Raw genomic sequence first — 13,610 nt, 5'->3', positions numbered from 1 at the left:
GGGGCCCTCGGCCCCTCCTGCTGCACACCGGATTAAACGCCCTCGTCAGGCTACCTTGCTGCCCGTTAGAGTGCGGGCCAGCAGCCCTTCCGGGTTGTGGATGGCCTCCCTGGTCTTCACATCGATGACCTCGATATTGGCGAAGCGCTCCCGGTTCTTGATGGCCACATCGTGGGCCAGGATGACACAGCGAGCGTTGGCTACGTCCTTGGCGCTGATGCGGTTGATGATGCCGTTGGCGCCCTGGGTCTCTACTTTCAACTTGATCCCGGCCTTGGCGGCCGCCTTTTGCAGGCTCTTGGCGGCGAGGAAGGTGTGGGCCACCCCTGAGGGGCAGGCGGTGATGGCGAGCACGTCCGCTTCCCCTTCCGCTTCGATGATCTGATCGCCGCTGTCGGCGGCTGTCACTGTCTCATCCTCGGTCACCGGCTTTTTCAGCAGGTTGACGATAATGGCCGTGGTCAGGGCGCCGAGCACGGTTCCCAAGATATAACCCATCTTGCCTTCGACCACAGGTAGCACTATCCAGCCACCCCAGGGGGCATGGTTGATGCTGTGCATCATGAAGCCTGTGATGTTGCCGACGATCCCGCCTGCGACTATGGCCGGAATGACCCGTACCGGGTCGGCGGCGGCAAAGGGAATGGCCCCCTCGCTGATGCCTATCATGCCCATGATGGCGGCCGCCTTGCCCGCTTCACGTTCTTCCTTCTTGTAACGACGCGGTGAGAGCAGGGTCGCCAGCGCCATGCCGAGCGGTGGCACGCAGATGGCGATGCCGACCCCGCCCATCAGCCAGGGCTGGGTGTTGACTTGAGTCTGGGCGAACAGGGTCGCCACCTTGTTGACCGGGCCGCCCATGTCAAAGGCGGTCATGCCACCCAGGGTGGCGCCCAGCATCACCTTGCCGGATCCCGCCATGCTGGAGAGCCAGTGGTTCATCCCCTCCATCATGGCGGCGATGGGCGCCCCTATCACCCACATCACTATGCCGCACACCAGGAAGGTACCGATCAGCGGATAGATGAAGATGGAGCCGAGCGAACTCATGGAGTCTGGTAGCTTGATGCGTTTGAGCTGATTGACGATGAGGCCGGCGATAAAGCCCACCAGGATGGCGCCAAGAAAACCTGTGTGGAACTGCTGCACCGCTATCCAGGAGCCGATCATGCCGGGTGCCAGGCCCGGCTTGTCCGCCATTGAGTAGGCGATGTAGCCGCCGAGCACGGCGGTAAAGAGGGTGAGCCCTGCTATCCCCATGTCGGCCATGTCCTTGAGCACGCCCGCCTCGGGCACGGCGCCCTTGCCGCTCATCATCACGGAGAGTGACAGCAGTACGCCCCCCGCGACTATGAAGGGGATCATGTGGGAGGTGCCAAACAGCAGGTGCTGCTTGAGGGTATTGAGCTGGGCCTTGATGCTGCGATCCTGGGGCTCGGGCGCTTGGACTCGCGGTTGAGCTGTTGCCTCGGCGCGCACCGGCTGCTTGCCGGCAACGCCGACAGGCGCCGTGGCCGCCAGCAGTGACAGCACCTCGGCCTTGTTGGTGGCCGCCTGCATCTGGGGGATAAAGCCGGGTTCCAGCAGCTTGGTGGAGAGCTCGGCCAGCACCTCGATATGGTGATTGGCGCCGCCCGCCGGGGAGGCAATCATGAAGAACAGTCTGGAGGCCAGCCCATCTTCGGCGCCGTAGTCGATCCCCTGCCGGCTGATGCCGATGACGATGGCGGGCTGCAACACGGCTTCGCTTTTGGCGTGGGGCAGGGCAACTCCCTGTTCAAAACCCGTGTTGTCGAGGTTTTCCCGTGTCCAGAGGTCGCGCACGAACTGATCCTGATTGCCTATCTTGCCGCAGGCTTTGAGCCGGGCGGCCAGTTCGACAAACAATCCCTGCTTGTCGTTGGCCGCTATGTCGAGGCAGATCAGTCCTTCATCTATCAAGGTGGTGAGCATAGGTGTCTCCTGGCTCTGCGAGCCCTGGTGATATGAGTAACGAATGGAGCAAACGATTGACCTGCCTATTGTTTCGCCCAAGCTATGTCACCGAAATCGGATATATGTGCCCTTTACTGGATTTTTGTGTCAATGCCCCGGCCCTGTGAGCAGGCTCGCACTTTGATTGTCAGGTGAGAGCTGGGCTGAATGGATTTAAATCTTTTTAAAAACAAGTACTTGATTATTTCTCTGGAATGATGGGCAAGAGGCGTTGCGGCTCCGCCCTCTTGCAAAAGGGGAGGTTGGGACGGGGTTTTGAACCCTTTAACCGTCTCTTGAATGTGAGCCGTTTGGCAAAAGTGCTGCCGGGGAGGGGGATCTTCTTTTGCCGTCTATGTCTGTATTGGCAAGCCGGGGCAAGGAAAGGAGGCCAGGCACAAGCTGTCGCAGAGGATTGGCCTCTTTGGGTATATGCATAGACCCTTGATATTGCAGCACAATCTGGGTGGGCAGAATGGTCATCTGCCAGCTTGGGGAGCATGGGCTGCATGGCTTCATAAGAAGCTATCACCCATTTTTTAGATTGGTTTAGAGATAATCAATCGTTTATTTCGTTGGGCAGTTATGGGGATCGGGGTGTCTGACTAGGTGAGCAGGTTGGCCAATAGCGCCGTCAGCCAGTCTTAACCTTGTCATGCTAACCCAATGATGTAAGGAGACATTCTGATGGAAACACTTGACCAGAAGATCGACACCATGCGTGAAGAGTTCAAGCAACAGGAGCTCAAGCAGGCCCACGACAAGTGGCAAGCCAGAGTCGATGAACTGCAACAGATACGGGCAGGGGAACGGCAACCGGATGAACTGGATGAGTAGCCGCTGATCCTGTCACTGGCCGATAGCCAAGCCAGTTGTCATCGTCATCAAGCAGAAAAGTACAACCCCCACAGCCCGCAAAGGAGGTGGGGGTTTTTATTAGTCAGGTGGTACACGTCATGCAGGGCAGGCTAACGGTGAAGATGATTTCCAAAGAAAAACAACAAGGGCCATCAGTGATGGCCCTTGTGCGTTTATTCAGTCATTGAACCCGTGCCGGGTTCACGCCTTAGCAGCGGTTGCCGGCGCGGGCGACCCGGCCTTCGGCCAGCAGCTGGTAGTGGCCGGTGGCAGCAGGGATAAAAGCGGACTGACCCTTCTCGAGGCGCAGCATCTCGTCGCCCTGCTTGAGCGTCGCAGTGCCATCGATGGCAAACAGGATCTCGGCACTGGCGGTGGTGAGCTGATGCTCGCCTGCCGGATAGACGCTGAAGGTGAAGTCCGGCACCGGCACATCGAAGTGCTGTACGGCACCCTCTACGCGGGGGGCCAGCAGGATCTGGTCATCTGGCTTGGGCAGGCAGCGGGTGCAATCCAGCAGCTCGGCCACGTCTATGTATTTGGGGGTGAGACCGGCGCGCAGCACATTGTCAGAGTTGGCCATGATCTCGAGGCCGGTACCGCGCACATAGGCGTGGGGGGTGCAGGCATCGAGGAACATGGCCTGACCCGGCTGCAAGGTCACGACGTTGAGCAAGAGCGGCGAGAAGAGTCCCACGTCCCCCGGGTACTGGGCGGCCAGGTTGGTGATGAGGGCAAAGGTTTCTTCATCCTGATGTGCGCTGGCGTAGGTTAGCAGGCCAGCCAGTGCCTCATCTTTGCGCTCACCGCTGAGGATCAGCAGCTGGTGGAAGAAGTGCTGCAGGCCAGCTTCATTCCGTGACTGGCGCAGCGCCTCGGTCAGGTCGGTCAGCACTGGCAGCGCCATGCGATCGAACAGCGCCAGGATGGCGGGAATGGCACGAAAGCCGTTCATCGCCTGATAGGGGGTGAGAGCAAACACCAGCTCCGGCTTGTGATTGGGGTCCTTGTAGTTGCGATTGCCCGCCTTGATGGGGATGCCAGCGGCTTCTTCTTTGGCAAAGCCCGCTTCGGCCTGGGCTTTGCTCGGGTGTACCTGGATGGAGAGGGCCTTCTCGGCGCACAGCACCTTGAACAGGAACGGCAGGCTGCCGAAGCGGGTGACGGTGGCCTCACCCAGCACGGCGGCCGGGGCGGCATAGATCACCACCGAGAGCTTCTGGGCACTGCCCGCCAGGGTCACCTCGGAGCAGCCGTTGGGGTGGGCGCCCATCCACAGCTCGGCCTGGGGTTTGCCCGTCGGATTGGAGATGCCAAACAGGGTGGTGAGGGAGTCATGGCTGCCCCAGTCGTAACCTTGAATCGGATTTTGCATTAACAAAAAAGAGGGCAGATCGCGACTGCTCATAAGGGATGCCTCATTTAGTGTGAAGAAAGTCGGGTGAAGAAAAGGGTGGCATTGCTGCTGTGGGCCGGACTATAACATGGGCGGTTGTGGCCGCCGCAACCGCTTGCCTCTCTCTCTTTGATCAGGATCAGCATGTCACTTATCTTCAGCCAACTGCTCGATGGCGCCCTCCATGAGCAAGCTCCTTTTGAGCAGATCTGGTTTGCCCAGGATCAGGGGGTGCCGCCCAGTTTCAGCTATCAGGTCAACTTTCCCCGCCTCGAACTGGTGTTCAGCGGCGAATACCTCAACCAGGTCTGGGACAAGGAGCTGGGCTGCAAGGAGATAAGCGTACTGCCGGGGCAGGCGCTCTATATTCCCCCCAACGGTTGGAACAAGCCGCAGTGGACCACGGACTGCTCGGTGCTTAGCCTGCTGTTTGGCAAGCGCCAGCTCGGTTTCAGCCTAGTGAGCAAGCGGCGGGAAGACCCCGATTTTTTCGATGTGCAAAAGCACAGCATAATGGCGCGGGCCGGCCACGTGATCGAACACATACTGGCGGCGCTCAATGTGCTGACCGAGGATCCCGGCCGCTCCCCCACCGACAACCACCTGTTGCAGGCGCTGCTCACCAGTGCCCGCCAGCTGCTGGCGGAATCCGCCGCCGAGCGGCCAAGAGGGGCAGACCTGTTTCATGGCATCTGCATCTATATCCAGGAAAACTTTCACCGCCCCATCACCCGCGACTCCATCGCCCACCGCTTCAATGTGTCGGCCAGCCATCTCTCCCACCTGTTTCGCGAGCAGGGCCACATGCGCCTGGCCGATTACATCAGCTGGGTGCGGATCGACAGGGCCAAATTCATGCTGAAAAAGTACCGCTTCCGCCTTGAAGAGGTGGCGAGCCGCTGTGGTTACGGCGATGTGAACTATTTTTGCCGGGTGTTCAAGCAAAAGACCGGGCTGACCCCCTCACAGTACCGCTCCCTGAGTCAGCCGCAAGGGCAGGGGGATAGGCTGGTGGTATGAGTCATGCCGCCGTCTGGGCCCGAGTACAACAGGGTTGGATGGCGCCGAATGTATGCAGGGGCGAGCGAGCCGGCCGCATTGTGATCCAGTACTCGACTATGGTCTGACATGCGTGCTCGCCATTTGATTATGAAAACGAATGGGCTAAGATGGCCGCGCGCAACTTACAGATTGATAACAAACGGAAGTTAGGAGATGCCGATGGAAAGCAAAGTAGTTATCCCGACCCAGGGCCAGAAAATCACAGTCGATGCCAACGGCAAGCTGCAGGTTCCCAACCATCCGATCATTCCGTTTATTGAAGGGGATGGCATCGGTGTGGACGTGACTCCGGCCATGTTGAATGTGGTCAATGCCGCGGTCGAGAAAGCCTACAAAGGCGAGCGCAAGATCGCCTGGATGGAGATCTATACCGGCGAGAAGTCGACTCATATCTATGGCGAAGGTGCCTGGCTGCCGGCCGAAACCCTGGATTTCATTCGTGAATACTGCGTGGCCATCAAGGGCCCGCTGACCACCCCGGTCGGTGGCGGTATTCGCTCCCTCAACGTGGCCCTGCGTCAGGAGCTGGATCTCTACATCTGCCTGCGCCCGGTCCGTTACTACGAAGGCACCCCGAGCCCGGTCAAGCGTCCTGACCTGACCGACATGGTGATCTTCCGCGAAAACGCCGAAGACATCTACGCCGGTATCGAGTGGAAGGCGGACAGCGACGAAGCCAAGAAGGTGATCGCCTTCCTGCAAAACGAGATGGGCGTGAAGAAAATTCGCTTCCCCGAGTCCTGCGGCATCGGCATCAAGCCCATGTCCAAGGCCGGTACCGAGCGTCTGGTGCGTGCCGCCATCGAGTATGCCATCGACAACGATCGCGACTCCGTGACCCTGGTGCACAAGGGCAACATCATGAAGTTCACCGAAGGTGCCTTCAAGGATTGGGGCTATGCCCTGGCCCAGAAAGAGTACGATGCCCAGCTCATCGACGGTGGCCCCTGGTGCTCCTTCAAGAACCCGAAAACCGGCAAGACTATCGTGGTCAAGGACGTCATCGCCGATGCCTTCCTGCAACAGATACTGCTGCGTCCGGCCGAGTACGACGTCATCGCCTGTATGAACCTCAACGGTGACTACATCTCCGACGCCCTGGCCGCTCAGGTTGGTGGTATCGGTATCGCGCCGGGTGCCAACATCGGCGACGGTGTGGCTCTGTTCGAGGCGACTCACGGCACTGCGCCCAAGTACGCCGGTCAGGACAAGGTCAACCCGGGTTCGCTGATCCTCTCTGCCGAGATGATGCTGCGCCACATGGGCTGGGTCGAAGCGGCCGATCTCATCATCAAGGGCATGGAAGCGGCCATCGCCAACAAGACGGTCACCTATGACTTCGAGCGTCTGATGGAAGGCGCCACCCTGCGCTCCTGCTCCCAGTTCGCCCAGGACATGGTCGATCAGATGTAAGCGGTAAGACTAAAATGCAAAACCGGCGCCATGAGCGCCGGTTTTTTATCGGTGAAGAGTCAAGTGGCTTACTGCGCTTGCTCTGCGTGTTGCTGATAGCGCTGCTGCCATTTGCTGCTTTCGGCTTCGTCACCCTGGGTCTGCCAGAACTCGCAGATGGAGTTGGCGAGCTCGGATGCCATGGCGTGATCTCCATCGCGGCGACTCATCAGATATTGTCCCAGCCAGCTTTGATATTGTTTCATTGCCCGATCTCCTTATCTAAGGTGCCCTTGGGTGTTGCCCGTCTGGTAAAACAGCCTCTCGACTGCGACCAGACCTGACTCAACCAGGTCACTGTTTTTCTGCGCACCTCTGTTCGTTGTTATCACCGGATTGGGTGGCGATCTCGCCGGATAACGGTGCGAACTGGGCGCAGATGTCAAAAAACGGACCCTATCTTATCACAAAATAACCAACTTGGGGGGATTGGCAGCCGCAGGAGGAGACGTGGCGTGCTCATGTTCAAGGCAAAGGATGTGCCATCTTGCTGATCCATGAAGAGAAAAACCCGCCAGAGTGGCGGGTTTATCGGGTGAAAAAAGATCAAATTTTGGCGGTAGTCAGGTATTTTTCCATCTCTTCGGCGGGCACCATGCCGCCGCCGGTAGCCCATACCAGATGGGTGGCCCGGGCCAGAGTAGCGGTATCGAAGCCGCGATCCGCCGGCCATTCGCGATCGGCCGCGATGCGCCACGGGCCCGGCATGCCGGCCAGGGCAGAGGGTTCGAGTTTGATCTGCTCATCCCGCGCCAGCAGCCCCAGCAGGTTATACATCTCCTGATCGCTCAGGGTGTAGAAGCCATCGAGCAGTCGCTCCATGGCGCGGCCGACGAAACCGGATGCACGCCCCACTGCGAGGCCGTCGGCGGCGGTGAGATTGTCGATGCCCAGATCCTGCACCGCAATATTGTCGTGCAATCCTGTGTGGACCCCCAGCAACATGCAGGGGGAGTGGGTCGGTTCGGCAAACAGGCAGTGTACGTGGTCACCGAACGCGAGTTTCAGGCCAAAGGCCACGCCACCCGGGCCGCCGCCGACGCCGCAGGGCAGGTAGACGAACAGCGGGTGCTCGGCATCCACCTTGATGCCCATCTCATCGAACTGCTTTTTCACCCGCTCGCCCGCGACCGAGTAACCAAGGAACAGGGTGCGGGAGTTCTCGTCATCGATAAAGAAGCAGTTGGGGTCGCGTTCGGCCTCCTTGCGACCCTGCTCTACCGCCACCCCGTAATCTTCGGTGTATTCCACGACTATGACGCCGTGTTCGCGCAGCTTGCGTTTCTTCCACTCCCGTGCATCGGCGGACATGTGGACGGTGACGGTAAAGCCGAGTTTGGCACTCATGATGCCGATGGACATGCCGAGGTTGCCGGTGGAGCCTACCGCAATGCTGTACTGGCCGAAGAAGTGGCGAAACTCGTCCGTGAACAGTTTGCGGTAGTCATCCTCTTTCCGCAGCAGACCGGCTTTGATGGCCAGCCGCTCGGCATGGGTCAGCACCTCATAGATACCGCCACGAGCCTTGATGGAGCCGGATATGGGCAGGTGGCTGTCTTTTTTCAGCAGCAACTTGCCGGTTACCTCGACGCCGTAACGCGCATTGAGCGTTGCCTGCATCGCCGGGATGGCCGCGATCTCGGACTCCAGAATGCCCTTGCTGGCACGGGTCTCCGGGAAGGCTTCGCACATGTAGGGGGCGAAGCGGGCAAGCCGGGCTGAGGCATCCGCCACATCGCTGCCATCCAGTCCCACATAGGGCAGGCCAACCGCCAGCGTGCTGGCCTTGGGGTTGAACCAGGTCACGGGCTCGAGTGCCATCAGGGATTGCACCAGCGGGAATTGGTTGGTGAGCTGTTGTACGTCGATGTTTTTCATAGTGTTCTCGGTCTTGTTACACGATACAGGAGAGCAGGAAAGTACCGGCCAGCGCCACCAGGGAGGCGACAAAGGTGGCGGTAGTGTAGTACTTGAGCGTTTCGTTCAGAGTGGCGCCGCAATACTGCTTGACCAGCCAGAACAGAGAGTCGGTTACCATGGTGCAGCCAATGGCGCCGGAGCCGATGGCGAGCGTCATGATCTCGGGGCTTATCTCGGGGTAGTGCACCATGATGGGGGAGACGATGGCAGTGGCCCCCATCATGGCGACCGTGGCCGAGCCTACGGCTGCGTGCAGCACTATGGCCACCAGCCAGGCCAGCAGGATAGGGTGCATGTCCAGCTGGGAGAGGATGGTCGCCAGGCTGTCCCCCAGGCCGCTCGCCTTGAGCACTCCGTTGAAGGCGCCGCCTGCCCCTATGATGAGCAGGATATTGGCGATGGAGGAGAAGCACTGCTCGGTCTGGTTCAGCAGCCCTTCCATCTTCATGTGCTGACGGATCCCCAGCACGTAGTAGGCGGTGAAGGCGGCGATAAACATGGCGGTGATGGGGTTGCCGATGAACTCCAGCAGGGTATAGAGGCCACTTGCGTGATCCATGTTGAGCTCGGCCACCGTCTTGGCCAGCATCAGCAGTATGGGCAGCAGCACGGTGAAGAGGGAGGCGCCCAGGGTCGGGAGGGTCACCTCATCGCGCGCCTCTATATTCGCAAAGGCGGCGGGTACCTCCTTGAACGGCACCCGTTTACCGAGCAGCTTCAAAAACAGCGGGCCGCCCACCAGGGAGGCAAACAGCCCGACCGCGAGGCCATAGACGATGACGGAACCTATGTCGGCACCCAGCTGATTGGTGACGTAGAGCGCGGCCGGGTGGGGCGGCACTATGCAGTGCACGGCCATCAGGGCGGTGCAGAGCGGGATGGCCAGGGTCAGCAGCGAGGTTCTGGTCTTGCGGGCGATGGAGAAGGCAAGGGGAATGAGCAGCACCACACCTACTTCGACAAACAACGTGATGCCGCACACCAGACCGACCAGCACCATGATCACCTGAGGCGAGAGCCAGCGGCACTTTTGCAGGGCGAGACCTATGCGCTCCGCCGCGCCAGATACTTCCATCATCTTGCCGAGTATGGTGCCAAGGCCGATGACGGCGGCGAGAAAGCCCAGGGTGCCGCCTATGCCCTCTTCCATGGCGTTGACCATCTTGACCGGGTTCATCCCCATCATGGTGCCGACATAGAAGCTCGCCAGCAGCAAAGCCAGGAAAGGATGTACCTTGCCCTTCACTATGGTGAAGACAATCAGAATGATGCTAGTCAGCAAGGTACCGACGACCCACACTTCAGAATTCATACTGCGCCTCTATGTGTCATGAGTGATGATTAGGCGCCTATTGAATGAAAATGACGGGCGGCTGACAAATGATGAAAATGGCGTCTTGGATGATCCAGATTGATGCAAAGGTGCCACATTCATCACATTTATCTTATTTGATGAAATTTGAGTTGTTTGGCTGCATCCAAAGGCGGGTTTTCTGGCTATCATCTGTGCGTTTTTTGGGGCGAAGAGGCGTGCCAGATGTATACCGAAGACAACTACGTATCGAGAAACAAGCTGCTGAACGGTTATCAGCTATCCAAGCTGCATACCTTCGAGGCGGCGGCTCGCCACAGCTCGTTTGCCCTGGCGGCGGATGAGCTGGCGCTGAGCCCCAGTGCGGTGAGCCACAGGATCAGTGCGCTGGAAGAGGAGCTTGGTTTCAAGCTGTTCCAGCGCTTTCACCGCAAGGTGATGCTGACCGCAGAGGGACAAAGAGTCTTCTGGGCGCTCAAGTCATCGCTGGAGTTCATCAATCAGGAGATCCTGGAGATCAAGCATCAGGAACTGTCCGGTTTCCTGACGGTCTACTCCCGCCCCTCCATCGCCCAGTGCTGGTTGGTGCCCAGGCTCGCGGATTTTTCTCGCCTGCATCCCCAGATCGATCTCAACGTCATGACAGGTAACGAGAACATCAATCTGCACGGCTATGGCATAGACCTGACTATCTATTTCGATGACAAACTCCCTGAGCGGCTCGCCATCCACCCGCTGATGGATGAGTACATGGTACCGGTCTGCAGCCCCGAATATGCCGAGCAGCATGGGCTGCTGGACAATCCTGACCACTTGCCTCGCTGTCGCCTGCTGCACGACAGGCAGGCCTGGGGCTATGACTCGGACAGCGATGAGTGGAGCAGTTGGGCTCGCCAGTGCGGCATCTCCCTCGACGCCTGCCAGTCGAACATGGGGTTCGATCGCTCCGATCTCGCCATCATAGCTGCCATGAATCACGCCGGGGTCGCCATGGGCCGCAAGAACCTGGTGAGCAAGCGGCTGGCCAGACATGAACTGGTTGCCCCTTTCTCTGGCATGGAGGTGCGCTGCGAGCAGCGTTACTACATAGCAACCTTGCCCAACCGTCAGTGCCCCAAGATCCAGGCCTTTGTCGACTGGGTCTGCGCCCAGGCAGGGGAGACACAATAAGCGGCAGGGCCAATCGCCGTTTTATTCCTCGTCTGGCGTGCAGGATGGAGGGCGAATACCCGGCAAAAAACGGTGTAGATGGCATGAGAGGAACCGGAGAACTCGGGGAAGTTTGTCTCATATCTCAGCGAGTTAGCAGAATGAACTGTCAGTAAAGGCTCAATCGTTCGATACGGGATGGAAACAGGATACAAATAAAAAGGGCCACTTCTTGCGAAGCGGCCCTTTCCAAACGTTTGGTGGAGCTGGGGGGATTTGAACCCCCGTCCAAAATTACTACATCCTCGGTACTACATGCTTAGTCACTCTTTACATTCGCCAACCCGCTGCGGAGAGACACGCCACGAATTGACTAGCTCGATTGGTTTTAATGCTTCCGCCCCGAGCAGGACTTCCACACGATCCTGTGAAGGATGACCTTCCGATTCCCTAGGACACAGGCAAGCTAGGGTAGAAGGGCTCTATGCAGGTTATTAAGCTGCTAGTGCGTAGTTTTCGTCGTTTGCGACTATTTTTTTGCGGTTTGTTAACGAGGCCTACCGCACCTCGGCATGCACCTTGGGTTTCGTGAATCTTGTCGAATCCAGAATCAGCCCCAAGTTGTCAAAAGCGATTGTACGCAAAAATCCTGTCATGGCAAGGCGTTGATAGCAATCGACCGGCCTTGGCCGGTCGATTGCTGGTTTATTGGACGCCGCGCAAGCGCTGGCGGCGCACAATCAGCCGCGATGCTTGTTCTTCATGATGCGGGCTTTCTCCCGATCCCATTCGCGGGCCTTGGTGTCTTCCCGCTTGTCGTGTTCTTTCTTGCCTTTTACCAGGCCGATCTCGACCTTGACCCAGCACTCTTTCCAGTAAAGTGCCAGCGGCACTATGGTGTAGCCCTGACGGGCAGTCAGGCTCTCCAGCTTGTCGAGCTCATGGCGGCTCAGCAGGAGTTTGCGGGTGCGAGTCGGGTCACACACCACGTGGCTGGAGGCGGCATTCAGTGGCAAGAAAGTGGAGCCGAACAGGAAGGCTTCGCCTTGCATGAAGATGACATAGGCTTCGCTGATATTGGCCTTGCCCGCCCGCAGGGATTTGACTTCCCACCCTTGCAGGGACAGACCGGCTTCCACACGTTCTTCAATGAAGTACTCGTGACGGGCGGTTCTGTTGAGTGCAATGGTGCTGGACCCGGCTTTGTTTTTACTGTTCTTTTTGCTCATGACGGGCGCCTTTGGCAATGATTAGGAAGGCGCATTATACGTGGGTGGCGGCGGCTGTAAAACGCGCAACCGCTCAAGTGGCGGCTTTGTGAGCAGTTTCGGCGGTGATTTTGGCCGGGAAGGTGATTTAGAGGTGGGTGGCGGCGGCGGTAAAACGCGCAACCGCTTGAGTGATGGCATTGTGAGCAGTTTCGGTGGAGATGTTGGCCGGGACGGTGATTTAGAGGTGGGTGGCGGCGGTGGTAAAACGCGCAACCGCTTGAGTGATGGCATTGTGAGCAGTTTCGGCGGTGATTTTAGCTGACAAGGTGATAAAATCGGCCCGATTGGATGAGGAAAACCCATGCCCCGTATTACTCGCAGTGCCCTAGTGATGTTCAGCGCCGAACAAATGTTCCGGCTGGTCAATGATGTTCACGCTTATCCGGAGTTTCTGCCCGGTTGTGTCGGCAGCCGCGTTCACGAAACCGGCAATGACTACATGACGGCCTCGGTGGATGTGGCCAAGGCGGGAATTGCCAAGACGTTTACCACCCGCAACCAGCTCGATGCCAACCGGCAGATCAAAATGGAGCTGGTGGACGGCCCCTTCAGCAAACTGGCTGGCTGGTGGACCTTTACGCCGCTGGATGTGGATGCCTGCAAGGTCGAGTTCGACCTCGATTTCGAATTCACGTCCAAGTTGATCGAGCTGGCATTTGGCCAGATTTTCCGCGATCTGGTGGGTTCCATGGTGCTCGCTTTCTCCAACCGCGCCAAGGTGGTGTACGGTGTCTGATTTACTCAATATCGAGGTGGTGTATGCCCTGCCCGAGCGCCAGACGGTGCTGCGCATCCGGGTTGCCCCCGAGACGAGCGTGCTGGCTGCCATCGAGCAGTCCGGCATAGTGACCAAGCACCCAGAGATCGATCTGTCGGTCAACAAGTTCGGTATCTACAGCCGTCCGGTCAAGGGTTCCGAGTTGCTGCAGGATGGGGATCGCATCGAGATCTATCGTCCGCTCATTGCCGATCCGAAAGAGATGCGCAAGAAGCGGGCAGAGAAGGCCAAAGAAGAAGGGCGCGCCGATGTGGTGACTGGCGGCCGGCCCAATACCAACCGCAAGCGAGGGGAATAATGGCTCCCGTTTGTTCGTCATCACTCCCGGATTGACACCTGCAAGCCTCTGCTGTAACCACTGCAACCTCGATTATGTCAGGACTGCTGCCATGCAATTTACCGCTATTCATAACCAGCTGCTCTTTTATGTGGCAAACC

General features: G+C 58.5%; 13 protein-coding genes and 1 other RNA gene. 7 read left to right on the top strand and 7 right to left on the bottom strand.

Translation table 11 applies throughout. The features are described 5' to 3' along the window. Positions 1-45: 45 nt before the first annotated feature. The gene (locus GWQ31_RS03480) at positions 46-1,953 is read right to left on the bottom strand and encodes a PTS fructose transporter subunit EIIC (RefSeq protein WP_265421249.1); all 1,908 of its coding nucleotides are present in this window, start codon (positions 1,951-1,953) and stop codon (positions 46-48) included. Between the two features lie 708 nt (positions 1,954-2,661). On the opposite strand from GWQ31_RS03480, the gene GWQ31_RS03475 reads away from it, so the two are divergent. After that, positions 2,662-2,811, top strand: a complete 150-nt coding sequence (locus GWQ31_RS03475; protein ID WP_021138017.1) for a hypothetical protein — start codon at positions 2,662-2,664, stop codon at positions 2,809-2,811. 229 nt (positions 2,812-3,040) lie between these two features. Here GWQ31_RS03475 and manA read toward each other — a convergent pair whose 3' ends face one another. After that, positions 3,041-4,240 carry a mannose-6-phosphate isomerase, class I gene (gene manA, locus GWQ31_RS03470; protein WP_275908639.1) on the bottom strand — a complete coding sequence of 400 codons (1,200 nt, stop codon included), beginning with the start codon at positions 4,238-4,240 and terminating at the stop codon, positions 3,041-3,043. A 132-nt stretch (positions 4,241-4,372) separates the two neighbouring features. Between manA and GWQ31_RS03465 the strand changes: the two genes are divergently transcribed. Then, positions 4,373-5,248: an AraC family transcriptional regulator gene (locus GWQ31_RS03465; protein ID WP_275908638.1), complete on the top strand. Its 876-nt coding sequence runs from the start codon at positions 4,373-4,375 to the stop codon at positions 5,246-5,248. 201 nt (positions 5,249-5,449) lie between these two features. After that, complete coding sequence (icd, locus tag GWQ31_RS03460) at positions 5,450-6,703, top strand: NADP-dependent isocitrate dehydrogenase (RefSeq protein ID WP_005312750.1); 1,254 nt, start codon at positions 5,450-5,452, stop codon at positions 6,701-6,703. Between the two features lie 68 nt (positions 6,704-6,771). Here icd and GWQ31_RS03455 read toward each other — a convergent pair whose 3' ends face one another. The 3 genes from GWQ31_RS03455 to dsdX all read right to left on the bottom strand — a co-directional run bounded on the left by GWQ31_RS03455 (position 6,772) and on the right by dsdX (position 9,974). Then, positions 6,772-6,948 carry a hypothetical protein gene (locus GWQ31_RS03455; protein WP_005312753.1) on the bottom strand — a complete coding sequence of 59 codons (177 nt, stop codon included), beginning with the start codon at positions 6,946-6,948 and terminating at the stop codon, positions 6,772-6,774. Between the two features lie 340 nt (positions 6,949-7,288). After that, a complete protein-coding gene (locus GWQ31_RS03450) occupies positions 7,289-8,620 on the bottom strand; it encodes a D-serine ammonia-lyase (protein WP_169046498.1) in 1,332 nt (443 codons plus the stop codon). 16 nt (positions 8,621-8,636) lie between these two features. Then, positions 8,637-9,974: a D-serine transporter DsdX gene (dsdX, locus tag GWQ31_RS03445; RefSeq protein ID WP_275908637.1), complete on the bottom strand. Its 1,338-nt coding sequence runs from the start codon at positions 9,972-9,974 to the stop codon at positions 8,637-8,639. A 225-nt stretch (positions 9,975-10,199) separates the two neighbouring features. Here dsdX and dsdC point away from each other — a divergent pair, with 225 nt between their 5' ends. Beyond that, positions 10,200-11,144: a DNA-binding transcriptional regulator DsdC gene (gene dsdC, locus GWQ31_RS03440; RefSeq protein WP_275908636.1), complete on the top strand. Its 945-nt coding sequence runs from the start codon at positions 10,200-10,202 to the stop codon at positions 11,142-11,144. A gap of 237 nt (positions 11,145-11,381) precedes the next feature. Here the strand turns inward: dsdC and ssrA are convergent. Next, positions 11,382-11,741, bottom strand: a transfer-messenger RNA (tmRNA) gene (gene ssrA, locus GWQ31_RS03435). A gap of 122 nt (positions 11,742-11,863) precedes the next feature. Next, positions 11,864-12,352 (bottom strand): SsrA-binding protein SmpB, encoded by a 489-nt coding sequence (gene smpB, locus GWQ31_RS03430; RefSeq protein ID WP_005312834.1) that lies wholly within the window; start codon positions 12,350-12,352, stop codon positions 11,864-11,866. Between the two features lie 40 nt (positions 12,353-12,392). Between smpB and GWQ31_RS03425 the strand changes: the two genes are divergently transcribed. The 3 genes from GWQ31_RS03425 to GWQ31_RS03415 are packed head-to-tail and all read left to right on the top strand — an operon-like array spanning position 12,393 to position 13,470. Further along, positions 12,393-12,656, top strand: coding sequence for a hypothetical protein (locus tag GWQ31_RS03425; protein WP_275908635.1), 264 nt, complete (start codon positions 12,393-12,395; stop codon positions 12,654-12,656). A 39-nt stretch (positions 12,657-12,695) separates the two neighbouring features. Further along, on the top strand, positions 12,696-13,130 hold the full coding sequence (locus tag GWQ31_RS03420) for an SRPBCC family protein (RefSeq protein ID WP_005312837.1): 435 nt from the start codon (positions 12,696-12,698) through the stop codon (positions 13,128-13,130). Then, positions 13,123-13,470 (top strand): RnfH family protein, encoded by a 348-nt coding sequence (locus GWQ31_RS03415; RefSeq protein ID WP_059113643.1) that lies wholly within the window; start codon positions 13,123-13,125, stop codon positions 13,468-13,470. Before GWQ31_RS03420 ends, GWQ31_RS03415 begins: the two co-directional genes overlap by 8 nt. Positions 13,471-13,610: the final 140 nt, after the last annotated feature.

The sequence above is a fragment of the Aeromonas sp. 2MA4 genome (assembly GCF_029237305.1).
Taxonomy (GTDB): domain Bacteria; phylum Pseudomonadota; class Gammaproteobacteria; order Enterobacterales; family Aeromonadaceae; genus Aeromonas; species Aeromonas salmonicida.
This window is presented reverse-complemented; position numbering and strand designations above follow the sequence as displayed.

Excerpts from the sequence above, each read along its gene's own strand:
- GWQ31_RS03480 (WP_265421249.1), bottom strand. The coding sequence starts at position 1,953 with ATGCTCACCACCTTGATAGATGAAGGACTGATCTGCCTCGACATAGCG.
- GWQ31_RS03475 (WP_021138017.1), top strand. The coding sequence starts at position 2,662 with ATGGAAACACTTGACCAGAAGATCGACACCATGCGTGAAGAGTTCAAG.
- manA (WP_275908639.1), bottom strand. The coding sequence starts at position 4,240 with ATGAGCAGTCGCGATCTGCCCTCTTTTTTGTTAATGCAAAATCCGATT.
- GWQ31_RS03465 (WP_275908638.1), top strand. The coding sequence starts at position 4,373 with ATGTCACTTATCTTCAGCCAACTGCTCGATGGCGCCCTCCATGAGCAA.
- icd (WP_005312750.1), top strand. The coding sequence starts at position 5,450 with ATGGAAAGCAAAGTAGTTATCCCGACCCAGGGCCAGAAAATCACAGTC.
- GWQ31_RS03455 (WP_005312753.1), bottom strand. The coding sequence starts at position 6,948 with ATGAAACAATATCAAAGCTGGCTGGGACAATATCTGATGAGTCGCCGC.
- GWQ31_RS03450 (WP_169046498.1), bottom strand. The coding sequence starts at position 8,620 with ATGAAAAACATCGACGTACAACAGCTCACCAACCAATTCCCGCTGGTG.
- dsdX (WP_275908637.1), bottom strand. The coding sequence starts at position 9,974 with ATGAATTCTGAAGTGTGGGTCGTCGGTACCTTGCTGACTAGCATCATT.
- dsdC (WP_275908636.1), top strand. The coding sequence starts at position 10,200 with ATGTATACCGAAGACAACTACGTATCGAGAAACAAGCTGCTGAACGGT.
- smpB (WP_005312834.1), bottom strand. The coding sequence starts at position 12,352 with ATGAGCAAAAAGAACAGTAAAAACAAAGCCGGGTCCAGCACCATTGCA.
- GWQ31_RS03420 (WP_005312837.1), top strand. The coding sequence starts at position 12,696 with ATGCCCCGTATTACTCGCAGTGCCCTAGTGATGTTCAGCGCCGAACAA.